Origin of the sequence: Methylobacterium sp. Leaf117 (assembly GCF_001422985.1) — a bacterium.
Classification (GTDB): Bacteria; Pseudomonadota; Alphaproteobacteria; order Rhizobiales; family Beijerinckiaceae; genus Methylobacterium.
The window spans coordinates 378,170-400,101 of record NZ_LMNL01000023.1; the positions used below are offsets into that span (position 1 = coordinate 378,170).

Annotated in this window: 16 protein-coding genes; 12 read left to right on the forward strand and 4 right to left on the reverse strand. The window is 70.4% G+C overall.

The genetic code is table 11. The annotated features are described in order from the left end of the window. Positions 1 to 67 precede the first annotated feature (67 nt). Positions 68 to 667, forward strand: a complete 600-nt coding sequence (locus ASF57_RS13205; protein ID WP_056483999.1) for a nitroreductase family protein — start codon at positions 68 to 70, stop codon at positions 665 to 667. Positions 668 to 677: 10 nt separating this feature from the next. Then, entirely contained in the window at positions 678 to 2,294 is a 1,617-nt protein-coding gene (locus ASF57_RS13210; RefSeq protein ID WP_056484002.1) for an AMP-binding protein, read from the forward strand. 3 nt (positions 2,295 to 2,297) lie between these two features. Here the strand turns inward: ASF57_RS13210 and ASF57_RS13215 are convergent, their stop codons facing one another. Further along, positions 2,298 to 2,630 (reverse strand): hypothetical protein, encoded by a 333-nt coding sequence (locus ASF57_RS13215; protein WP_156376122.1) that lies wholly within the window; start codon positions 2,628 to 2,630, stop codon positions 2,298 to 2,300. Positions 2,631 to 2,963: 333 nt separating this feature from the next. Between ASF57_RS13215 and ahcY the strand changes: the two genes are divergently transcribed. The 9 genes from ahcY to addA all read left to right on the forward strand — a co-directional run bounded on the left by ahcY (position 2,964) and on the right by addA (position 17,607). Next, positions 2,964 to 4,364 (forward strand): adenosylhomocysteinase, encoded by a 1,401-nt coding sequence (gene ahcY, locus ASF57_RS13220; RefSeq protein WP_056484008.1) that lies wholly within the window; start codon positions 2,964 to 2,966, stop codon positions 4,362 to 4,364. 350 nt (positions 4,365 to 4,714) lie between these two features. Then, positions 4,715 to 7,213, forward strand: coding sequence for a PAS domain-containing sensor histidine kinase (locus ASF57_RS13225; RefSeq protein ID WP_056180042.1), 2,499 nt, complete (start codon positions 4,715 to 4,717; stop codon positions 7,211 to 7,213). Between the two features lie 227 nt (positions 7,214 to 7,440). After that, positions 7,441 to 8,967, forward strand: a complete 1,527-nt coding sequence (tsaE, locus tag ASF57_RS13230; RefSeq protein ID WP_082503964.1) for a tRNA (adenosine(37)-N6)-threonylcarbamoyltransferase complex ATPase subunit type 1 TsaE — start codon at positions 7,441 to 7,443, stop codon at positions 8,965 to 8,967. Positions 8,968 to 8,975: 8 nt separating this feature from the next. After that, complete coding sequence (locus tag ASF57_RS13235; protein ID WP_056179295.1) at positions 8,976 to 9,401, forward strand: VOC family protein; 426 nt, start codon at positions 8,976 to 8,978, stop codon at positions 9,399 to 9,401. A gap of 36 nt (positions 9,402 to 9,437) precedes the next feature. Beyond that, positions 9,438 to 10,175 (forward strand): nucleotidyltransferase family protein, encoded by a 738-nt coding sequence (locus tag ASF57_RS13240; protein WP_056179298.1) that lies wholly within the window; start codon positions 9,438 to 9,440, stop codon positions 10,173 to 10,175. Between the two features lie 64 nt (positions 10,176 to 10,239). Further along, the gene (gene addB, locus ASF57_RS13245; protein ID WP_056484556.1) at positions 10,240 to 13,368 is read left to right on the forward strand and encodes a double-strand break repair protein AddB; all 3,129 of its coding nucleotides are present in this window, start codon (positions 10,240 to 10,242) and stop codon (positions 13,366 to 13,368) included. Between the two features lie 67 nt (positions 13,369 to 13,435). Next, positions 13,436 to 13,849 (forward strand): PIN domain-containing protein, encoded by a 414-nt coding sequence (locus tag ASF57_RS13250; protein ID WP_056484014.1) that lies wholly within the window; start codon positions 13,436 to 13,438, stop codon positions 13,847 to 13,849. A 21-nt stretch (positions 13,850 to 13,870) separates the two neighbouring features. Continuing rightward, on the forward strand, positions 13,871 to 14,119 hold the full coding sequence (locus ASF57_RS13255) for a hypothetical protein (protein WP_056484558.1): 249 nt from the start codon (positions 13,871 to 13,873) through the stop codon (positions 14,117 to 14,119). Next, entirely contained in the window at positions 14,116 to 17,607 is a 3,492-nt protein-coding gene (gene addA / locus ASF57_RS13260; protein WP_056484017.1) for a double-strand break repair helicase AddA, read from the forward strand. Before ASF57_RS13255 ends, addA begins: the two co-directional genes overlap by 4 nt. 33 nt (positions 17,608 to 17,640) lie before the next feature. Here the strand turns inward: addA and cobT are convergent, their stop codons facing one another. The 3 genes from cobT to ASF57_RS13275 all read right to left on the reverse strand — a co-directional run bounded on the left by cobT (position 17,641) and on the right by ASF57_RS13275 (position 21,475). Beyond that, complete coding sequence (gene cobT / locus ASF57_RS13265; protein WP_056484020.1) at positions 17,641 to 19,542, reverse strand: cobaltochelatase subunit CobT; 1,902 nt, start codon at positions 19,540 to 19,542, stop codon at positions 17,641 to 17,643. Between the two features lie 37 nt (positions 19,543 to 19,579). Beyond that, positions 19,580 to 20,563, reverse strand: coding sequence for a cobaltochelatase subunit CobS (gene cobS / locus ASF57_RS13270; RefSeq protein ID WP_056179310.1), 984 nt, complete (start codon positions 20,561 to 20,563; stop codon positions 19,580 to 19,582). 285 nt (positions 20,564 to 20,848) lie between these two features. Next, entirely contained in the window at positions 20,849 to 21,475 is a 627-nt protein-coding gene (locus ASF57_RS13275) for a DnaJ domain-containing protein (RefSeq protein ID WP_056179313.1), read from the reverse strand. A gap of 152 nt (positions 21,476 to 21,627) precedes the next feature. Between ASF57_RS13275 and ASF57_RS13280 the strand changes: the two genes are divergently transcribed. Continuing rightward, positions 21,628 to 21,924, forward strand: coding sequence for a BolA family protein (locus tag ASF57_RS13280; RefSeq protein ID WP_056484023.1), 297 nt, complete (start codon positions 21,628 to 21,630; stop codon positions 21,922 to 21,924). Positions 21,925 to 21,932: the final 8 nt, after the last annotated feature.

The following is a 21,932-nucleotide window of genomic DNA, read 5'->3' on the forward strand; positions in this document are numbered from 1 at the left end:
CGGCGCACCGGTCCGATATCCCGAGCGCGACGACCGGCCCGGGATCACTACCCTTGGGAGCCTGCCCGTGACCGACTCGAACCCGCGCCAGCCCGACCACGCCATCGACCCGATCTTCACCGAGCGGTGGTCGCCGCGCGCCTTCGCGGGCGAGGCGGTGCCCGAGTCCGAATTGCTCCGGATGATCGAGGCCGCGCGCTGGGCGCCGTCGTCCTACAACTCGCAGCCCTGGCGCTTCGTCTACGCCCTGCGTGGCACCCCCGAGTGGGAGACCTTCCTCGACCTGCTGGTGCCGGCCAACCGCAAGTGGGCGGAAGGCGCCGGCGCCCTCGTCATCCTGGTGTCGAGCAAGCTGATGAAGACCGGCGACGGCCTGAAGCCTTCGGCCAGCCATTCCCTCGACACCGGCGCCGCCTCGGCGAACTTCCAGCTTCAGGCGATCCGCCAGGGCTGGCACGTGCACGGCATGGGCGGCTTCGACAAGGAGCGCTCCGTCACCGTGCTCAAGGTGCCGGCGGACCACCAGGTCGAGGCGGCCTACGCCGTCGGGCGCGTGGCGAACCCGGCTGACCTCAGCGAGGAGCAGCGCGCCAAGGAGGTGCCGAACGGACGTCGGCCGATCACCGACTTCGCCTTCGCCGGCACCTTCAAGGCGATCGACGCCTGAGCCGCATGCCGTGCTGAGACCCACACCCGACTATGACGGTCTCGTCGCCGGTTTCGCCTGGGACATCCCGGAGCGCTACAACATCGGCGTCGATGTCTGCGACCGCTGGGCTGCCCGCGATCCGGGCCGCGTGGCGATCCAGGAAGTGGTCGGGACGCGGGTCTCGGAGACGACGTTCGCAGACCTGAAGGCGCAATCCGACCGGCTCGCCGCCGGATTGCGGGGCCGGGGCGTCGTCCCCGGCGACCGCATCGGCGTGCTGCTGCCGCAATCGGCCGCCGTGGTGGTCGCCCATTCGGCCGCCTACAAGCTCGGGGCCATCGCGCTGCCGCTCGCCGGCCTGTTCGGACCCGACGCCCTGCGCTACCGCCTCGCCGATGCGGGAGCCCGCGCCCTCGTCACCGACGCGGGCGGCCTCGCCAAGCTCGCGGCCATCCGGGCCGACCTGCCGGACCTCGACCTCGTGGTCTGCACCGACGGCGCCCTCGGGGAGGCCGTCGCCTGTGATGCCCTCATGGCGGAGGGATCCGGCGCGTTCACCGCCCGCGACACCCGGGCCGACGATCCCGCGCTGATGATCTACACCTCCGGCACCACCGGCCTCGCCAAGGGGGCTCTTCATGCCCACCGGGTGCTGCTCGGGCATCTGCCGGGCTTCTGCCTGATGCACGACTTCCCGCCGAAGGCCGGCGACCGGATGTGGACGCCGTCCGACTGGGCCTGGGCCGGCGGCCTCCTCAACGCGACGCTGCCGAGCTTGCATCTCGGCGTGCCGGTGGTGGCCTGTCCGAGCTTCCGCTTCGAGCCGGAGGCCGCGCTCCGGCTCATCGCCGAACGGGCGATCACCACCGCGTTCCTGCCTCCCACCGCCTTGCGCATGCTGCGCGGCGTCGCCGATCCGCGCGGGCGCTTCGATCTCTCCCGCCTGCGCAACATCGCCTCCGCCGGCGAGGCCCTGGGTCCGGACACCTTCGCCTGGGCCCAACGGGAACTCGGCCTCACCATCGGCGAGGCCTATGGCCAGACCGAGTGCAACCTCGTCCTCGCCGCCTGCCCGTCGGCCGGCGTGGCACGGGCCGGATCGACCGGCCGTCCGGTGCCGGGTCATCGGGTGGCGATCCTGCGGGCCGACGGGACCGAGGCCGCCGTCGACGAACCCGGGGAAATCGCCGTCGCCCGGCCCGACCCGGTGATGTTCCTGGGCTACTGGAACCAGCCGGAGGCGACCGAGAAGAAGTTTTCGGGCGACTGGATGCTCACCGGCGACACCGCCCGGCGCGACGCCGACGGCTACGTCCATTTCGTCGGGCGCGAGGACGACCTCATCACCTCGGCGGCCTACCGTATCGGCCCGGCCGAGATCGAGGATTGCCTCTGCGCGCACCCGGCCGTGGCGCTGGCCGCCGCCATCGGCAAGCCGGACCCGCTGCGCACAGAGATCGTGAAGGCCTATGTGGTCCTGCGCGACGGATTTGCCGCCTCCGACGCTCTCGCGGGCGAGATCCAGGCCTTCGTGCGCACCCGCCTCTCGGCCCACGAATATCCACGCGAGATCGCGTTTCGCGAGAGCCTGCCCATGACCACCACGGGCAAGATCATCCGGCGCCAGTTGCGCGACGAAGGTTGAGTCTCACCGTACGGTTACGCGGAAGCGGGCGCGGCCGACATTTCCGGCCGGATCGACGAGTTCGAGCATGAATTCGTCCTGGCCCGTATAGCCGGGGGCCGGCGTGTAGAACACGAAGGTGGCGGGCTGCTTGCGGGCATTGCAATGCGCGCGCGCGTTGAACAGCGAGAAGCTCGGGAATTCCCGTCCCTGTCCCGTCTGGACGCGGCCGTCATGCGGCGCTTCGATCAGGCTGATCGTCATGGGGCCGAGGGACTTGCAGGTCGGATCCAGCGACGCGAACGAGGCCGCCGTGAGGCGGCTGCCTCCCAAGACGACTTTCTCGTACGTGGCCACGCGCCTCGGTCCCGCCTGAGCGGGCCCGATCCCGATAAGACTGATCCCCAGAAGACCGATCACGGCCGAAGGGACGGAGTGCCGGATCATGGATTGCTGCCCCCGCGTGGTGCGCCTGCACCGGAGCCTGCCCGAATGGCGCACCGATCACAGCCGCAACTGATCTTAAAAAATGCACGTTCTACGGGATTTGTCATGCAGGGCGCTCGTTCCGGCCGGACGACGCTGGCTGGAACCGTTCGCATAAAGACATCTTTATATCTTGATTGCCTCCCGTCGCCCGCCCTGCTATAGCCCTCGCCGACACGCAACGAGAGACGGAGCGATTACGAAATGGCCCAGGATTACATCGTCAAGGACATCGGTCTGGCCGATTACGGCCGCAAGGAGATCTCGATCGCCGAGACCGAGATGCCGGGCCTGATGGCCACGCGCGAGGAGTTCGGTCCGTCGCAGCCGCTCAAGGGCGCGAAGATCGCCGGCTCGCTGCACATGACGATCCAGACGGCCGTGCTGATCGAGACCCTGAAGGCGCTCGGCGCCGACATCCGCTGGGTCTCCTGCAACATCTACTCGACCCAGGACCACGCTGCCGCCGCCATCGCGGCCGCTGGCATCCCGGTCTTCGCCATCAAGGGCGAGACCCTCGAGGAATACTGGGACTACACCTCGAAGCTGTTCGACTGGCATGACGGCGGCCTGCCGAACATGATCCTCGACGATGGCGGCGATGCCACCATGTTCGTGCACCTGGGCCTGCGCGCCGAGAACGGCGACACCGCCTTCCTCGACAAGCCGGAATCCGAGGAGGAGGAAATCTTCTTCGCGCTTCTCAAGAAGAAGCTCGCCGAGAAGCCGAAGGGCTGGTTCGCCGGTCTCGCCGACTCGATCAAGGGCGTCTCCGAGGAGACCACCACCGGCGTTCACCGCCTCTACAATCTCGCCAAGGAGGGCAAGCTGCTCTTCCCGGCGATCAACGTGAACGACGCCGTCACCAAGTCGAAGTTCGACAACCTCTACGGCTGCCGTGAGTCGCTGGTCGACGGTATCCGCCGCGGCACCGACGTGATGATGGCCGGCAAGGTCGCCATGGTTGCCGGCTTCGGCGACGTCGGCAAGGGTTCGGCCTCGTCGCTGCGCCATGCCGGCTGCCGCGTGCTGGTCTCCGAGGTCGATCCGATCTGCGCGCTCCAGGCCGCGATGGAAGGCTACGAGGTCGTCACGATGGAGGACGCCGCCCCGCGCGCCGATATCTTCGTGACGGCCACCGGCAACAAGGACATCATCACGATCGAGCACATGCGGGCCATGAAGGACCGTGCGATCGTCTGCAACATCGGCCACTTCGACAACGAGATTCAGGTCGCCGGCCTGAAGAACATGCAGTGGTCGAACATCAAGCCGCAGGTGGACGAGATCACCTTCCCCGACGGCCACCGCATCATCCTCCTGTCGGAGGGACGCCTGGTGAACCTCGGCAACGCCACCGGCCACCCGTCCTTCGTGATGTCGGCCTCGTTCACCAACCAGACCCTGGCCCAGATCGAACTCTGGACCAACCCGGGCAAGTACGAGAAGCAGGTCTACACCCTGCCGAAGGCCCTCGATGAGAAGGTGGCGCTCCTCCACCTCGAGAAGATCGGCGTGAAGCTCTCGAAGCTCCGTCCCGACCAGGCCGCTTATATCGGCGTCTCCGAGAACGGCCCGTTCAAGCCCGACCACTACCGCTACTGAGCCCGGTGCGGTGCCCTCCGGGGCACCGTCCGACGCTTGACGCGGCGCGCGAAGCCCGGCCATGTGCCGGGCTTCTTGCGTTTTGCCAGCCGTATTGCGTTGCGCCGAGCCTGAGGGTGTTCGGACCCGCGGCGCGTTTCCGGGCGCCGCAGTGTGGCTTTTCTGCGCCCTCCGCCGCCCATCGCCCTTGAAGGCTCTAAAGTTAAGCTTAACCCTCTTCCGGGAGGATTCCGCCTCGCGCTAGTGTGGGCGGATTCCTCAGATGGAGTGGCCCGCAGCCGGCCTTCAGGCGGCTGCGGGAAGGGCGCGCTTTGGCGTCTCATCGAAGATTCGTGGAGGCGGGACGGATCATGAGGGTCGATCGAGCGGCGCGCATTCTGCTGTGCGTCGGCTCCCTTGTCGTCGCCGTCGCCGGCACTCCGGCGCGCGCGGCCGGACCGGGGATAGACGTCAGTGCTGTCGCATCGGGGGTCGGGCAGTACACGCACAACGCGGCCGGGCTTGCGATCCTCATCGGCCTGACGGTGTTCGCCACCATCGTCGCCCTGCTGCACATGCGCGAGCGCAGCCGCTGGACCCGGCGCGAGCGCGACCTCGTCAACGAACTCTCGGCGTTGCGCGAATCGCACGACCGTGCCGAGATGCTGCTCAACGCCGAGCGCCAGGTGCTGGTGACGTGGTCCGGCCGCGGAACGCCGACGGTCGAGGGCGATATCGGCCTGATCGACGGCAAGCGCGCCGCCGCCGGCCCGCTTGCGGGCTTCCTCAGCTTCGAGACCTGGCTGCACGCGGTCGACGCCGATGCGCTCAACACGGCGGTCGAGGCCCTGCGAGCGCGCGGAACCGGGTTCCGCCTGAGCCTGCGCACCCAGTCCGGCCGCTTCATCGACGCGCATGGGCAGGCCCTGTCCGGCCGCGCGATCCTGCGCCTGCGCGAGACCACGGACGAAAAGCGCGAACTGATCGACCTGCGTCTCACCCTTTACGAGGCCAAGCGCGGCCTCTCCGCCCTGGGCAGCCTCCTCGACGCGATCCCGCAGCCGGTCTGGCGCCGCAACCGCGACGGCGCCCTGGCCTGGGTCAACCTCGCCTACGTGGCGGCGGTGGAGGCAGGGACCCGCGAGAACGCCCTCGAGGGCGGCGTCGAGCTGCTCGACCGGCAGGCGCGCGAGTTCATCGCCCGTGACGATGCCGCCCGGCTCGCCGCCGGCGGTCGCGCCGCCCATCGCCTTTCCGCCGTCGTGGCCGGCGGGCGCCGGACCCTGGACGTGACCGAGACCGCGATCGAGACCGGCCGCGTCGGCATCGCGGTCGACGTCTCGGAGCTGGAAAGCGTGCGCGCCGACCTCCAGCGCCAGATGGACGCCAATGTCCGCACCCTCGATCAGTTGCCGACCGCCGTGGCGATGTTCGACGCCCGCCAGCGCCTGATCTTCCACAACACCGCCTATCGCCAGCTCTGGGACCTCGATCAGGCTTTCCTCGACAGCCGCCCCCTCGACGGCGAGATCCTCGACCGGCTGCGGGCCCTGCGCAAATTGCCCGAACAGGCCGACTTCAAGTCCTGGAAGGCCGACGTGCTGGCCGCCTATCGCGCGGTCGAGGCCAACGAAGCCTGGTGGTACCTGCCCGACGGGCGCTCCCTCCGGGTCGTCGCCGACCCCAACCCGCAGGGCGGCCTGACCTACCTGTTCGACGACGTTTCCGAGAACATGAAGCTCGAGTCGCGCTACAACGCGCTGATGCGGGTGCAGGCCGAGACCCTCGACACCCTCAAGGAGCCCGTGGCGGTGTTCGGCGCCGATGGCCGCCTCACCTTCGCCAACCGTGCCTTCGCCACCCTGTGGCGCCTCGACCCCGAGACCCTGGGCGAGCGTCCCCGGGTCGATGCGGTCATCGCCGCCTGCCAGACGCTCTCGCCCGACGAGGACCCGTGGATCGACATCCGCGGTGCCATCACGGGGCTCGAGAGCCGCGCCGGTCTGACCTGTCGCCTGGAGATCGTCGACGGCACGGTGCTGGATTGCGCCGCCCAGCCGCTGCCCGAGGGCGCGACCCTGCTCACCCTGATCGACGTCACCGCCAGCGTGAACGTCGAGCGCGCGCTGACCGACAAGAACGACGCCCTGGAGCGCACCTCGCAGCTGCGCGACACCTTCGTGAACCACGTCTCCTACGAGCTGCGCTCGCCACTCACCAACATCATCGGCTTCACCCAGCTCCTCGGCGACGAGACGGTGGGCGCCCTCAACGAGCGCCAGCGCGAATATTCCGGTCACATCATGCGCTCGTCGGGCGCGCTGCTGGTGATGATCAACGACATCCTCGACCTCGCCTCCATCGATGCCGGCTCGCTCGAACTGTCCCGGGAGGTGGTCGACGTCCGTTCCACCGTCGACGCCGCCGTGCGCGGCCTGGAGGACCGGCTCGCCGATTCCGCCATCACCCTCGACCTCGACGTGCCCGACGACGTTGGCAGCTTCGTCGCCGACGGCAAGCGCGTGCGCCAGATCCTGTTCAATCTCCTGTCGAACGCGGTCGGCTTCTCGTCGCCGGGCCAGCAGGTCCGCGTCGAGGTCCGGCGCAACGCCGCCGAACTCACCCTGGCGGTGGTGGACCAGGGCCAGGGCATGCCGGACGAGGTCGCCGCGCGGGTGTTCGACCGGTTCGAGAGCAACACCCTGGGCACGCGCCATCGCGGGGTCGGGCTCGGTCTGTCGATCGTCCGGTCGTTCGTGGAACTGCATGGCGGCCGCGTCAGCCTGGAATCGGCCCCGGGCGCGGGCACCCGCGTCACCTGCACCTTTCCCATCAGCGAGCCGAGCGCGCGGCGGGATGCCGCCGAGTAGCGGCCTTCGTCGGACCAACGACTCGATGACCGTTGGGAAGGAGCCTTGGACCGACGGGAGGGAGCCTTCGTGGGTCCCGCGATTTGGTTAAGGATGCGCCGGTATGACAGCGTGTCTCCGCGCGATCCGGGTCCGATCGCGACGGCGCACGGCCATGAAGGAGTTGGGCGTTGAACGAGGATGGTGCCGACACACCCCAGCGTGAGGTGAAATCGGCCTGGGAGATCATGCTCCCGGAGGAGGGCGCCACCGAGGATCTCGGCCGCTTCCTCGCCGAGTTCCTGGTGCCGGGCGACATTGTCGCCCTGTCCGGCGGCCTCGGCGGCGGCAAGACCACCCTGGCCCGCGCGCTGATCCGCGAACTGGTCGGCGATCCGGCTCTCGATGTGCCGAGCCCGACCTTCACGCTGATGCAGCCCTACGAAGCGGCCAACGGTCGCCCGATCGTGCATGCCGACCTGTACCGCCTGCGCAGCCCCGACGAACTCGTCGAACTCGGCTTCGACGAGATGGCCGAGACCGCCATCACGTTGGTGGAATGGCCTGAGCGCCTCGGCCCCCGCGACGCGCCGATGTTGTGGATCGACCTCTCGCTCCGGGCCGAGTTCGGCGATGGCGCCCGCTTCGCCCGCATCGACGGCAGCGGTGGCATGGACGCGCGACTCAAGCGGGCTCGCGCCCTCCGGCTCCTCCTGGTCCGCAGCGGCTGGGACGAGGCCACCCGCATCAACATGCAGGGCGATGCCTCGTCGCGCGCCTACGAGCGGCTGGTGAAGCCGGACGGGAAGAGCGCGGTGCTGATGATCTCGCCGCCCCGTCCGGACGGCCCGCCGGTGCGCAACGGCCGCCCCTACAGCGCCATCGTCAAGCTCGCCGAGACCGTGCATGCCTTCGTGGGCGTCGACCGGGGCCTGCGTGCCCTCGGCTTCTCGGCGCCGCGGATCTACGGCGAGGACCTCGCCGAGGGCCTGCTGATCATCGAGGACCTCGGCTCCGAGCCGGTGGTGGATGCCAATGGCCCCCGTCCGGAGCGCTACGCCGAGGCGGTGCGCCTGCTGGCGAAGCTCCACGCCACCGAACTCCCCGGCGTCCTGCCGGTGGCCGACGGGATCGACCACGTGCTCCCGCCCTATGACCTCGAAGCCCTGGTGTTCGAGACCGAGCTGCTGCCCGACTGGTACTGCCCGTCGGTCCGGGGCGGCGAGCTGCCCCATGCCGCCCGGTCCGAGTTTGTGGCCCTGTGGGCGGAGGTGCTCGACAGCATCAAGCCCGATCGCCCGACCTGGACTCTGCGCGACTATCACTCGCCGAACCTGATCTGGCTGCCGGACCGCGAGGGGCTGGAGCGCATCGGCGTCATCGACTTCCAGGACGCGGTCCTGGGTCATCCCGCCTACGATGTCGCCTCGCTGCTTCAGGACGCGCGGGTCGATGCGACCGCCGAGTTCGAACTGCGCCTGCTCGGGCTCTACGTCCGCGAGCGCCGGGCCCGCGAGCCCGAGTTCGACATGCAGACCTTCGCCCGGGCCTACGCGGTGCTGGCGGCCCAGCGCGCCACCAAGATCCTCGGCATCTTCGCCCGCCTCGACCGGCGCGACGGCAAGCCCGGCTACCTTGCCCACCTGCCGCGCATCGAGGCCTATCTCGCCCGCAACCTCAACCACCCGGCCCTGACCCGCCTGCGCCTGTGGCACGAGGCGCACCTGCCGCATCTCGTGCCGAAGGCCGCCCCGGACGCGGCCGAGGAGGCGTGAGACCCAGGATGCAGCCCCGCCTCACCCTCCTCACCCTCGGAGTTGCCGATCTCACCCGGGCCGTGCGCTTTTACGAGGCCTTGGGCTGGACGCGCTCGACCTATGCGACGGAGGGCGTCGCCTTCTTTCAGGTCGGCGGCCTCGTGCTGTCCCTGTATCCGCGCGCGGCCCTGGCCGGGGATGCGGGAATCGCCCCGCAGGGCCATGGCTTCCGGGGCTTCGCGCTCGCCTACAACACCGCGAGCCGGGCCGAGACGGACGCTGTGCTGACGCGGGCGGTCGAGGCGGGCGCCACCCTGGTGAAACCGGCGGAGGACGCGTTCTGGGGCGGCTATTCCGGCTACTTCTCCGATCCCGACGGTGCGCTCTGGGAGGTGGCCTGGAACCCGGACTTGCTGCCCCTGGCCGATGGCAGCGTACGCTTGCCCGCCTGAGCCGATCCCATCCCGACCCGACGAGACGAAGCCACCATGTCCGACGCTGCTCCCATCACCCGCGCCTTCGTCCTCGCGGCCGGACTCGGCAAGCGCATGCGCCCGATCACCGCGACGGTGCCCAAACCCCTGGTGGAGGTGGCCGGCCGCGCGCTGCTCGACCACGCCCTCGACCGGGCGGCCGAGGGCGGCATCACCGACGCCGTGGTCAACGTCCACTACCTCGCCGACCTGATCGAGGGCCATGTCGGCAAGCGCCGGACCGCGCCCGCGATCGTGATCTCGGACGAGCGTGAGTCTTTGCTGGAGACGGGCGGCGGGGTGAAGAAGGCGCTGCCGCTCCTCGGCGACACGCCCTTCGTCGTCTTCAACGCCGATTCGTTCTGGCTGGAGGGGCCGGAATCGAATCTCGGCCGCCTGATCGCCGCCTGGGACCCGGAGGCGATGGACATCCTGCTCCTGGTCGCCCCCACCGCCACCAGCCTCGGCTACGAGGGCGGCGGCGATTTCGTCATGACCTCGTCCGGCGCTCTCGAGCGGCGCGGCGAACGAGAGGTGGCGCCCTTCATCTACGCGGGCGTCGCGATCCTGAAGCCGGCGCTGTTCGCGGACACGCCCGAGGGCGCGTTCTCCCTCAACCTGCTGTTCGACCGCGCCATCGCGGCCGGGCGCCTGTACGGGCTCCGTCTCGACGGACAATGGCTCCATGTCGGAACGCCGGAAGCGATCACCGCCGCCGAGGCCCGCGTGAAGTCGACGGCGCCGGTGGTCTGAAGCGCTCGGGGATCGTTAGGGCGCCGCATTCCAGGCGGCGCCATTTGGTGGCATGGATCATGGCATGCCGACCTCCGACGAATCCCACGTCTTCACCATTCCGCCTGCCGCGCCCTTCCTGCCGACCCTGGCCGAGGCCCTGATCTCCGGGCGGCTGGTCGGCGACATCGGCAGCGATCCCTACGCGCTCGCTTCCGTCACCGTCTATCTGCCGACTCAGAGGGCGGTGCGTGCCCTCTCGGCGATCCTGGCGGCGCGGCTGGGACAGGCGGCCCTCCTGCCGCGCATGGTGCCCCTCGGCGAGGCGGACGAGGCGGAACTCGATCTTGCCGCCAATCCGCTCCTGGAGAACGGACCGGACCTGCTCGCCCCGGCCATGCCGCCTCTGGAGCGTCGGCTGATCCTGGCGCGCCTGGTACAGAGCTGGGCCGAGGCGGTGGACCGCACCTTGCTGCCCATCGACGACGACGTGCCGTTCCTGGTGCCGTCCTCCCCGGCCGACGCGATCGGTCTCGCCGCCGACCTCGAACGCCTGATGGACGCCCTCACGGTGGAGGGCCTGCCCTGGGCCGAGATCGGAGGCGCGGTCGAGGCCGAGTACTCGCGCTATTTCGGCCTGACCCTGGATTTCGTGAAGATCGCCGCCGAGGCGTGGCCCGGTATCCTGGCCGAGCGCGGCATGAGCGACCCGGTGTCCCGTTCCCGCCGGCTCGTCCTGGCCGAGGCCGAGCGCCTCGCCCGCGAGCGCCCGGGCGACCCGGTGATCGTGGCCGGTTCGACCGGCTCGGTGCCGGCGACCGCCCGCCTCATCGGCGCGGTGGCGGGCCTGCCGCGTGGCGCCGTGGTGCTGCCGGGGCTCGATTCCGACCTCGATGCCTCCGGCTGGGACGCCATCGAGACCGGCGAGGGGTTCTCGCGGGAGATCGCCCACGGCCATCCCCAGGCGATCCTGCATCGCCTGCTCGGGCCGGGCTGTCTGAACCTGGACCGGTCGCGGGTGGTCGCCCTCGGCGACCCCTCCGCCGAGGGCCGCGCCCGCTTCGGCCTGCTGTCGCAGGCCCTGCGCCCGGCCGAGACCACCGAGGCCTGGGCCGATCTCGATCCGCCCGACCGCGCGGCCCTGGCGGAGGCCGGGATGCAGGGGCTCGCCGTGGTCGAGGCCACCGACGAGCGGGAGGAGGCGCTGATCATCGCCATCGCGCTCCGGGAGACCCTGGAAGTGCCGGGCGCCACGGCGGCCCTGGTCACGCCGGACCGGGCCCTGGCCGTACGGGTCGCGGCCGAACTGGCGCGCTGGGGGATCGTCGCCGAGGATTCCGGGGGCGAGGCCCTGTCGCGCAGCCGGGCCGGGCGTCTCGCCCGGCTCGCCGCGGAACTGGCCGCCGATCTGGAGCCGGCCCGGCTCATCACGCTCCTGTCGCACCCGTATGTCCGGCTCGGCCTGCCCCGCAGCGACGTGGTGCGGGCCGCCGCCGCCCTGGAGATCGGCACCCTGCGCGGCCCCGCCCCGGCGCCGGGCTTCGCGGGCCTGCGCGAGGCCCTGGCCGATCAGCGGGCCGCCACCGGACGGCGCCCGCGCGCCAAGCGCCGCCTGACTGAAAAGGACTGGGATCTGGCCGCCGATCTCCTGGATCGGTTGCAACTGGCCTTCACGGGATTTCTCGACGTCGACCATCGGGGCGTCGGGAATCTCGTCGCCTACGCGGCGAACCACCGTGCCACCTTCGACATGTTGATCGATGCGGCCGAAGGCGAGACCGTCGACGACGCTTCCCTCGGGGTGCTCGACGCCCTGTTCGACGATCTTGAGATGGCCGAGCCCGGCCTTCTGCCCGGGCGCTTCGGCGATTATCCGGCCTTCTTCACCGCGCTCGCCCGCGAACGCCTGGTCGCCTGCAGCGACGGGCGCCCGCATCCGCGCCTGCGCATCCTCGGCCTGCTCGAAGCCCGCCTGATGAGCGTCGACCGCGTGGTGCTCGGTGGCCTCGACGAGGGCGTCTGGCCGATGAAGACGACCACCGACGCCTTCCTCAACCGGCCCATGCGCGAGCGCATCGGCCTTAACCCGCCCGAGCGCCGCATCGGCCAGAGCGCGCACGACTTCGTCCAGGCTCTGGGCCACCACGACGCCCTCGTCACCCGGGCGGCCAAGCGCGAGGGCGCGCCGACCGTGCCGTCGCGCTTCCTCCAGCGCCTGCGCGCCTTCAGCGGAGAGGCGTGCTGGAATCGGGCACTCGGGGCCGGGCGCCGCTTCTCGGCCTACGCGGCCGCCCTCGACCAAGGCACCGGCCCGGCCCAGCCGCGCCTGAAGCAGCCGCGGCCGAAGCCCGATCCGGCGCTGTTCCCGCGCTCGCTCAGCGTCACCGAGGTCGAGACCCTGGTGCGCGACCCCTACGTCATCTTCGCCCGGCACGTGCTCGGCCTCGACCCCCTCGATCCGGTGGCGGCCGAACCCGGCGCCGCCGATCGGGGCACGCTGATCCACGACATTCTCGGACAATTCGCCGAGGACCATCCCGAGGCCCTGCCGGACGCCGCCGTGGAGCGGCTGTTCAACCTCGCGCTCAACGCCTTCCGGCCGATCTCGGACACCTACCCGGAGCTCTATGCCGAGTGGTGGCCGCGCTACGAGCGGCTGGCGTCCAAATTCCTCGACTGGGAGACCGAGCGGCGCGCGGATGTGGCCAGGGTCCATCCCGAGATCTCGGGCCAATGGGTGATCCCCATGGGGACCGAGAGCTTCACCCTGCGGGCCCGTGCCGACCGGATCGAGCGCCGCCGCGACGGAGGCGCCTGCATCGTCGACTTCAAGACCGGTTTGCCACCGAGCAACAAGGAGGTCTTCGCCGGTTTCTCGCCCCAGCTCACCCTGGAGGCCGCCATGCTCATGGCGGGCGCCTTCGAGGGCTTCCCGGCCAGTACGCTGACGCCCGATCTCCTCTACGTCCACGCCTCGGGCGGCCGCAAACCGTTCGAGCCGCTGGCCGTGAAGGCCCCGCGCGGCGACGAGCGCGAGGTCCCGGCCATCGTGACCGAGCATGTCGCCCGCTTCCGCGGCCTGGTCGCCCGTTTCCTCACGGGCGAGGCCGCCTACACCTCGCGGCCCTACCCGAAATACGCCAAGTCCTACGGCGATTACGACCACCTGGCCCGGGTGCTCGAATGGTCCCTCGGCGGCGAGGGCGAAGGCTGAGGTGGGTCCATGGGATGACCCGGAAGACGCACTTGACTGATATTGCGGGTGATATCATCTTTGCGTCATGATCGTCGTCGATGCCAATGTCGTGCTTGGCGCGCTGCGATCACGGAATGGCGCATCCCACGTCGTTCTCAGGGGCATGCTGACGCAACGGTTCGCTTTCGCCCTCTCGCCGGCGGTGGTGCTCGAATACGAGGATGTTCTGAAACGGCCGGGCCTGCTGGGGCCGGACCCTTGGGTCGACGAAGCCGGGATCGACGCCATCCTGGACGCCCTCTGCGCCACGGCCGTTCTGACCCTGCCGTGGTTCCGCTTCAGGCCGTTTCTGGATGATCCGAAGGATGACCTCTACGTGGAATGCGCGCTGGCCGCCGGAGCCGAGATCATCCTGACCCACGATCGCCACTTTCGGAAGCCGGTCCTGTCAGCTTTCGGAATCCTGGCGATGAGCCCCAGGGCCTTTCTGACCCGCTGATTGATCAAGGAGGAGATGACCATGCCGAACTTCGCACTCCGCCTGCCCGACCACGTCATGGTGCAGGCCAAGAGCGCCGCCGACGAGGATAATGTCTCCATCAATCAGCTGCTGGTCGCCTTCATCGCGGAGGGGCTCGGTCATCGGCGCGGATTGAGGGCGCTTCAGGAGCGGTCCGCGCGCGCCGATGTGGGCGCCGCCCTGGCGCTGCTCGACAGGGCTCCGGACGTGCCGGCACCGCCCGGCGACGCGATGAGGCCCGAGCGATGAGTGGAACAACGATGCGCGAAGCCTTCGTCGTCGACGATCTCACCAAGGATTCGCAACGCCGCGCCGCCGATCCACGGGCCTCGGCCTGGGTCTCGGCCAATGCGGGGGCGGGCAAGACCAAGGTGCTCACCGACCGGGTCGTGCGCCTGCTCCTCGACGGGGCGCCACCGGCCCGCATCCTGTGCCTCACCTTCACCAAGGCGGCGGCCGCCAACATGTCGATCCGGGTGTTCCGCGTGCTCGGCCGCTGGGTCACCCTCGACGACGCCACCTTGACGGCGGAACTCACCGAGCTGACGGGCGAGCGCCCCTCGCGAAAGACGCTGCAGGTGGCGCGGCGCCTGTTCGCTCGCGCGGTCGAGACGCCGGGCGGCCTGAAGATCGAGACCCTGCACGCCCTGTGCGAGCGCCTGCTGCACATGTTCCCCTTCGAGGCGAACGTGCCGGCCCGCTTCGTCGTCCTGGACGAGACGCAGGCGGCGGACGCCTTCCTCATCGAGACGGGCAACGTCCTGGCCGACGCCATCGGGGGCGCCTATCCCGACCTGGGCGAAGCCCTGGCCATCGTCGGCCCCGAGGCGACGGGCGACGCCCTGCGCAAGGCGATCCGCAACGCGATGCGGGCGCGGGACGTGCTGGCCGACCGCTTCGGGCTCGACGGGTCGTTCGCCGCGCTCGCCGACGCCCTCGGGGTCCGGCCCGGCGACAGCGTGAAGGCCATCGAGGCCCGCATGCTCGACGGTGTTCTCGGCGATCTGACGGACGTCGCTGCGCGGATGCGGACCGGCAAGGCCACCGACGAGGGCATCGCCGACCGGCTGGTGCAGGTCGCTCGCGCCGAGTCCCCGGCGGAGGCTCTGGAGATCTATCGCGGCGTCTTCTTCACCAAGGAGGGGCTGCCGAAAGCCGACAAGAGCCTCGGCACCAAGGCGGTGCCCGACGACGTCAAGCAGGCCCTGCGCGACGAGCGCGACCGGCTGGAGCCGCTGCAGGACACGTTGCGCGGTGTCCAGGCCCTTCAGCGCACCCGTGCCCTGTTCACCCTGGCGGCCGAGATCCACCGCCGGGTCGAGACGCAGAAGGCCCGCCTCGGGGCGCTCGATTTCGACGACCTGATCCACAAGACCCTCGACCTCCTCGGCCGGGTCGATTCCACCTGGGTGCTCTACAAGCTCGATCGCGGCGTCGACCACGTCCTCATCGACGAGGCGCAGGACACCAACCCGCACCAGTGGGAGATCCTGCGCCGCATCACCGCCGAGTTCGCGTCCGGCGAGGGCGCCCGCGAGGTGGCGCGCACCCGCTTCGCCGTGGGCGATCCGAAGCAGTCGATCTACAGCTTCCAGGGCGCCGAGCCGCGCGAGTTCGAGACCACGCGCCGGGAATGGCAGCGGGCCGCACAAGGGGCCGACCTCGCTTTCTCGGACGTCCACCTGAACCTGTCGTTCCGCTCGGCCGGCGGTGTCCTGCGGGCGGTCGACGCCACCTTCAAGATCCCCGAGCACTACGAGGGCCTGTCCTTCGAGGACACCGCCGTCGGCACCACCCACAGCACGGCCCGGGCCTCGGCGCCGGGCGCGGTCGAACTCTGGCCGCTGGAGGAGCCGGCCGACGAGCCCGAGCCCGATGCCTGGGCGGCGCCGGTCGACGCGCCCGAGACCAACGCGCCCGCCATCGTCACCGCGCGCCGGGTCGCGCGGGCGGCCCTGACCTGGATCACCACCGGCGACGAGACCGGCCGGGTCTGGAGGCCCGGCGACATCCTCATCCTGGTGCGCAAGCGCTCGGCCGCCTTCGAGGAGGTGATCCGCGCCATGAAGGCCCTCGGCGTGCCCGTCGCCGGCCAGGACCGCCTCGACATCGCCGCCCATATCGCCGTCAACGATCTCGTGGCGGTGGGCCGGGCCGGGCTGCTGCCGGCCGACGACCTGACCTTGGCGGGCGCCCTCAAGACGCCGCTGGTCGGTTTCGACGACGACGACCTCGTCCGGATCGCGGCTCGCCGCGATCTGCACGAGACCCTGGAGGATGCCCTGGCGCGCCACGCCGCGGCCGGCGATCCGGCAGCGATCCGGGGGCACGAAGCCCTGCAATCCTGGATCGCTCTCGCCGCCTGCGAGGGGCCGTTCGGGTTCTACGCGACGCTGCTGGGGGCCCGGGGCGGGCGCCGCGCCCTGGTCTCACGCCTCGGCGGCGAGGCGGGCGACGCCATCGACGTCTTCCTGATGACGGCGGCGCAGGCCGAGCAGGGGCCGGATGCGCCCTCCCTCGGCGGATTTCTCGCCCGCTACGACATCGTCCCGGGACGCGGGGAGGGGGGCCACACCGTCAAGCGCGACCTCGATTCCGGGCGCGACGAGGTCCGGGTGATGACCGTCCACGGCGCCAAGGGGCTGGAGGCTCCGGTGGTGGTCGTCATCGACGGCTGCGAAGCGCTGGGCCGCAACGATCCGCCGCTGCTGCCGCTGCTGCCGGGGGCGCAGCGCTTCGGCCAGGGTGCCCGGCCGCTCCCGCCGGTCTGGGCCGGGGCCAAGGCAGGCGATTGCGACGCCGTCACGCAAGCCCGCGCCACCCTGCAGTCGCGTGCCCGAGAGGAGCACAACCGCCTCCTCTACGTGGCCATGACGCGGGCGGCCGACCGCCTCGTCATCGCGCCCTATCGCGGGCACGAGGCCCCGAGCGAGGCGGCCTGGTGCGAGATGATCCGCACCGGTCTGGAGCAGGAATTCGGGCCGGGCGACGCTTTGGAGACGCCGCACGGACCCGCGACCCTGTGGCGGGATGGCGGCACCGCGGCGCCGCACGCCGCTCCGGCATCGGCGGCGCCGGTCGCGCCGGAACTGCCGGCTTGGCTCGAAGCGCCGGTGGCGTCCGAGATCGAGGCGGCGCCGCCCGTGACCCCGTCCGGTGCCCTGGGGGCGGCCGACACCCGCCGCGAGCCGGGCCGCCGGCAGGCCGACAGCGAGGCACGCCGGCGCGGAACCCTGATCCACTCGCTGGTGGAGCACCTGCCGCGGATCGAGCCGGCCCAGCGCGAAGCCGCCGCCACCGCCTTCGTCCGTGCCCGCTCGCCGGGCCTCGATCGGGCCAAGCAGGCCGGCATCGTCGCCGCGACCTTGCGGCTGCTCGACGAACCCGACCTCGCTCCGCTCTTCGCGCGGGAGGCGCGGGCCGAAGTCACCCTGTCCGGGCGCGTGCGGGTCGGGGGCGTGTCGCGCCCCGTCTTCGGCCGGGTCGATCGCCTGGCGCTGACCGACGAGTCCGTGCTGGTGGCGGATTTCAAGACCGGCCGGCCGCCCGCCGAGGGCGCGCCGCTGCCGCGCGCCGAGGCCGGGCAGATCGCCCTCTATGCCGCGCTGCTGGCCGAGATCTATCCGGGGCGCCGGGTGGTCCCGATGCTGGTCTGGACCTCCGGTCCGGTCATCCGCCGGCTCGACCCGACGGAGATCGCCGAAGCCCTCGACGCCCTGTCACGCCGCGCGGCCTGAGCCGGCGGCGGAGTCTGAGGGGAGGGCGGGAGCCTAGCGGCGCCCGCCGGCCGCCCGCTTGGTCGGAGCCGCGCCGCCCGAATCCTCCTCGAAGAGTTCGGCGAGCTTTTCCGTCATCGCGCCGCCGAGTTCCTCGGCGTCGATGATGGTGACGGCGCGGCGGTAATAGCGTGTCACGTCGTGGCCGATGCCGATGGCGAGCAGCTCCACCGGCGAGCGGGTCTCGATGTCCTCGATCATCCAGCGCAGGTGGCGCTCGAGATAATTGCCCGGATTGACCGAGAGGGTCGAATCGTCGACCGGCGCGCCGTCCGAGATCACCATCAGGATCTTGCGCTGCTCCGGGCGGGCCAGGAGCCGCTTGTGCGCCCAGTCCAGGGCCTCACCGTCGATATTCTCCTTCAGCAGCCCCTCACGCATCATCAGCCCGAGGTTCTTGCGCGCCCGGCGCCACGGGGCGTCGGCGCTCTTATAGACGATGTGGCGCAGGTCGTTCAGGCGTCCCGGCGCGTTCGGCTTGCCGCCCGCCAGCCACGCCTCGCGCGATTGCCCACCCTTCCAGGCCCGGGTGGTGAAGCCCAGGATCTCGACCTTGACGCCGCAGCGCTCCAGCGTGCGGGCCAGGATGTCGGCGCAGGTCGCCGCCACGGTGATCGGACGCCCGCGCATCGAGCCGGAATTGTCCAGCAGGAGGGTCACGACGGTATCGCGGAAATTGGTGTCCTTCTCGCGCTTGAACGAGAGCGGCTGGTAGGGATCGGTGACCACGCGCACGAGACGGGCCGGATCGAGCTGCCCTTCCTCGAGGTCGAAGTCCCAGGCCCGGTTCTGCTGCGCCAGCAGGCGCCGCTGCAGGCGGTTCGCCAAGCGTCCGACCACGCCCTGGAGATGGGCGAGCTGCTTGTCGAGATAGGTGCGCAGGCGCGCCAGCTCCTCGACGTCGCAGAGATCCTCCGCGTGGATGATCTCGTCGAAGCGTGGATTGAAGACCTTGTACTCGGGTCCGCGCGGCTCGTTGGCCCGCTGCGACGGCGGCCGCCAGGCTTCGGACGCTTCCTCGGATTCGGCGTTCTCGGCCTCGTCGGGCAGTTCGCCGGACGGTGCGTCGGCGGCCTCGGTGGCCCCCTCCTGCAACTCGTCGGAGGCCTCCTGCGAGGTCTCCATCTCGGAGCGGTCGCCCTGCGACTGCTCCTCGGCCTCGCCCTCGCTGGGGGTCTGCTCGTCGTCCTGCGACTCGTTCTCGTCCTCGTTGTCGTCGTCCTCGGGATCGAACGGCGTCTCGTCCGCCATGTCGAGGGAGCTGAGGAGGTCGCGCACCGAGCGGGCGAAGGCGCGCTGGTTCTCGATCGAGCCGATCAGCCCGTTGAGGTTCGGGCCGGCCTTTTCCTCGATATGCGAGCGCCAGAGATCGACGATCTTCCGGGCCGCGGCCGGGGGGGCGGCGCCGGTCAGGCGCTCGCGCACCATCAGGGCGACGGCATCCTCCATCGGCGCATCGGCGCGGTCGGTGATGTCCTCGTACTTGCCGCCGCGATGGTAGCGGTCCTCCAGCATCGCCGAGAGGTTCGAGGCGACGCCGGACATCCGGCGCGAGCCGATGGCCTCGACCCGGGCCTGCTCGACGGCATCGAACACCGCGCGGGCGCCGGCGTTCTCGGGCGCCAGCCGGCGATGGACGGCGACGTCGTGGCAGCCGAGGCGGAGCGCCATCGAGTCGGCGTTGCCGCGCAGGATCGCCACGTCCTCCGGCGTCAGCTTGCGCGGCGGCTCCGGCAGCCGCGCCTTATCGCCGGTCAGGGCCGGGCGGTCGCTGGCATAGACCACCTCGATCTCGGAGCGCTTGGCGATGGCGCGCAGGCAGCCTGCCACCGAGCGCTTGAGCGGTTCGGCGACGGGCTCGCGCCGGTCGCCGGCTTTGCGGTTGGAGATCGACATGCGGGTCGACGGTATCCTCGAAGGAGCGGGACGGAGACTAGCTCAGGGCGACGTTCGACGCGCTCTCGGGCAGATCCTTGCCGAAGGCGCGCTGGTAGAACTCGGCCACCAGGGTGCGCTCGAGCTCGTCGCACTTGTTGAGGAAGGTCACCCGGAAGGCGAAGCCGATATCCTGGAAGATGTCGGCGTTCTCGGCCCAGGTGATCACCGTGCGGGGGCTCATGACGGTGGAGAGATCGCCGTTCATGAACGCGTTGCGGGTCAGGTCGGCGACCCGCACCATGCGGTTGACGATGTCGCGACCGCCGTCGCGCTGGTAGTGCGCCGCCTTCGAGAGCACGATGTCGACCTCGCGGTCATGGGCCAGGTAGTTCAGGGTGGTGACGATGGACCAGCGGTCCATCTGTCCCTGATTGATCTGCTGCGTGCCGTGATAGAGGCCCGAGGTGTCGCCGAGGCCGACGGTGTTGGCGGTGGCGAACAGGCGGAAGGCCGGGTGGGGGCTGATCACCCGCTTCTGGTCGAGAAGGGTCAGGCGGCCCGACAGTTCCAGCACGCGCTGGATCACGAACATCACGTCCGGGCGGCCGGCATCGTACTCGTCGAACACCAGCGCGACGTTGTTCTGGAGCGCCCAGGGCAGGATGCCGTCCTGGAAGGCGGTGACCTGCTTGCCGTCCTTCAGCACGATCGCGTCCTTGCCGACGAGGTCGATGCGCGAGACGTGGCTGTCGAGGTTGATCCGGATGCAGGGCCAGTTCAGGCGCGCGGCGACCTGCTCGATATGGGTCGACTTGCCGGTCCCGTGATAGCCGGTGACCATGACGCGCCGGTTGCGGGCGAAGCCGGCGAGGATCGCCAGGGTGGTCTCGCGGTCGAAGATGTAGTCCGGGTCGAGATCGGGCACGTGCTCCTCGCGCTGCGAGAAGGCCGGCACCATGAGATCGAGGTCGATGCCGAAGGCCTCGCGCACGGAGACTTTCCGGTCGGGCAGCGAGGCGGGCGTGACGTCAGAGAGCATAAGGACCTCGTCGGGGCGCGGGCGCCGGGCTTCGGGCGCGGAACACGCAGGCTGTTCGGGCTTCGGGGTCTGACGGCTCGGGAACCGAGCCGCGCGCGACCGCCATCTAAAGGTCGGCGCCGGGCGACGCCAAGGGGTGACTCCGCACGATATAGGGCCTCGCGCGGCAATTGCCGCCCACCTTGAGCAGGGGAGCCCCGGAAAACGTGCATCGATCGTGCCGGAACTCTTCGGCCGGGTCGGTTCGGGGCTCCGGAACGTCGCCGGCGCGGGCGGGGGAACGCCTCAGCAGAGTCCCGCGGCCCGAAGCGCATCGTGCGCCCGGATGATGTCCCGCAACCGCTCCTCGAACGAGCGGTCGCCGCCATTGGCGTCCGGGTGGAAACGCTTCACCAGGGTCTTGTACTGGGCCTTGATGGCCGCCGAATCCGCGTTCTCGTCGAGGCCGAGCACGTCCAGCGCCTTCAGGGTGGCGGCCGAGTGCCGGGGCCGGCGCGGCTCGGGCGCGGCCTTGCGCCGGGCGGTCTCGCCGACGCCCTCGGCGCGCAGGATGTCCAGCGGATCGACATAGGCCCAGTCGCGCTTCGGGGCGGCCTTGCCCTTCTCGCCGGCGGTGGCGGGGTTCACCCCCATCGCCCAGGTCGGGCGATGCCCGATGATCGCGTCCTTCTGGAAGGCCTGCACGGCGGCGTCGTTCATGCCGTCGAAGTAGTTGTAGGTGGCGTTGTAGGCGCGCACGTGGTCCATGCAGAAGCGCCAGTACTGCCCTTCGGCCTTGCGCCCCTTGGGCGCGCGATAGAGGCCCGGATTCTTGCACCCCGGGGTCTCGCAGGTCTGGGTCGCAGCCGTCTTCGGCTCGTCGCAGGACGGCTTGATGCGGATGCTGTCGAACAGGGGCGAGTTGAGATCCATGATGGGGCGATTATGAGGGGGTGGGTCCGAGACACAAGAGCGGCGGGCCTGATGCCGCATGCGGCTGTCGGGGGTTGACGCGGAACGCGGGTCGCCGAGGCTCCGGCGACCCATGACGTAACGCTCGGGAACGAACGAGGGAACCACCCGCCATGACTGAAAACGCGACCGCAATCCCCACCCTGAAGGCGTGGATCACCGAGACGCTGCAGGCCGAGCTGGCCCCGGTGGCCCTGCAGGTCATCGATGAATCCCACCTGCATGCGGGGCATATGGGCGCCCGGCCCGAGGGCGAGACGCATTTCCGATTGGATGTCGTGGCGGCGGCGTTCGAGGGCAAGAGCCGGGTGGACCGGCACAGGATCGTCAATGCGGCCCTCGATCCGGCCTTCAAGCGCGGTCTTCACGCCCTGGCGGTGCGCGCCCGCACCCCTGCCGAGGCGGCCTGATCGCGCAA

Coding starts and splice junctions, on each gene's coding strand:
- ahcY (WP_056484008.1), top strand. CDS start 2,964: ATGGCCCAGGATTACATCGTCAAGGACATCGGTCTGGCCGATTACGGC.
- ASF57_RS13225 (WP_056180042.1), top strand. CDS start 4,715: ATGAGGGTCGATCGAGCGGCGCGCATTCTGCTGTGCGTCGGCTCCCTT.
- tsaE (WP_082503964.1), top strand. CDS start 7,441: ATGCTCCCGGAGGAGGGCGCCACCGAGGATCTCGGCCGCTTCCTCGCC.
- ASF57_RS13235 (WP_056179295.1), top strand. CDS start 8,976: ATGCAGCCCCGCCTCACCCTCCTCACCCTCGGAGTTGCCGATCTCACC.
- ASF57_RS13240 (WP_056179298.1), top strand. CDS start 9,438: ATGTCCGACGCTGCTCCCATCACCCGCGCCTTCGTCCTCGCGGCCGGA.
- addB (WP_056484556.1), top strand. CDS start 10,240: ATGCCGACCTCCGACGAATCCCACGTCTTCACCATTCCGCCTGCCGCG.
- ASF57_RS13250 (WP_056484014.1), top strand. CDS start 13,436: ATGATCGTCGTCGATGCCAATGTCGTGCTTGGCGCGCTGCGATCACGG.
- ASF57_RS13255 (WP_056484558.1), top strand. CDS start 13,871: ATGCCGAACTTCGCACTCCGCCTGCCCGACCACGTCATGGTGCAGGCC.
- addA (WP_056484017.1), top strand. CDS start 14,116: ATGAGTGGAACAACGATGCGCGAAGCCTTCGTCGTCGACGATCTCACC.
- cobT (WP_056484020.1), bottom strand. CDS start 19,542: ATGTCGATCTCCAACCGCAAAGCCGGCGACCGGCGCGAGCCCGTCGCC.
- cobS (WP_056179310.1), bottom strand. CDS start 20,563: ATGCTCTCTGACGTCACGCCCGCCTCGCTGCCCGACCGGAAAGTCTCC.
- ASF57_RS13275 (WP_056179313.1), bottom strand. CDS start 21,475: ATGGATCTCAACTCGCCCCTGTTCGACAGCATCCGCATCAAGCCGTCC.
- ASF57_RS13280 (WP_056484023.1), top strand. CDS start 21,628: ATGACTGAAAACGCGACCGCAATCCCCACCCTGAAGGCGTGGATCACC.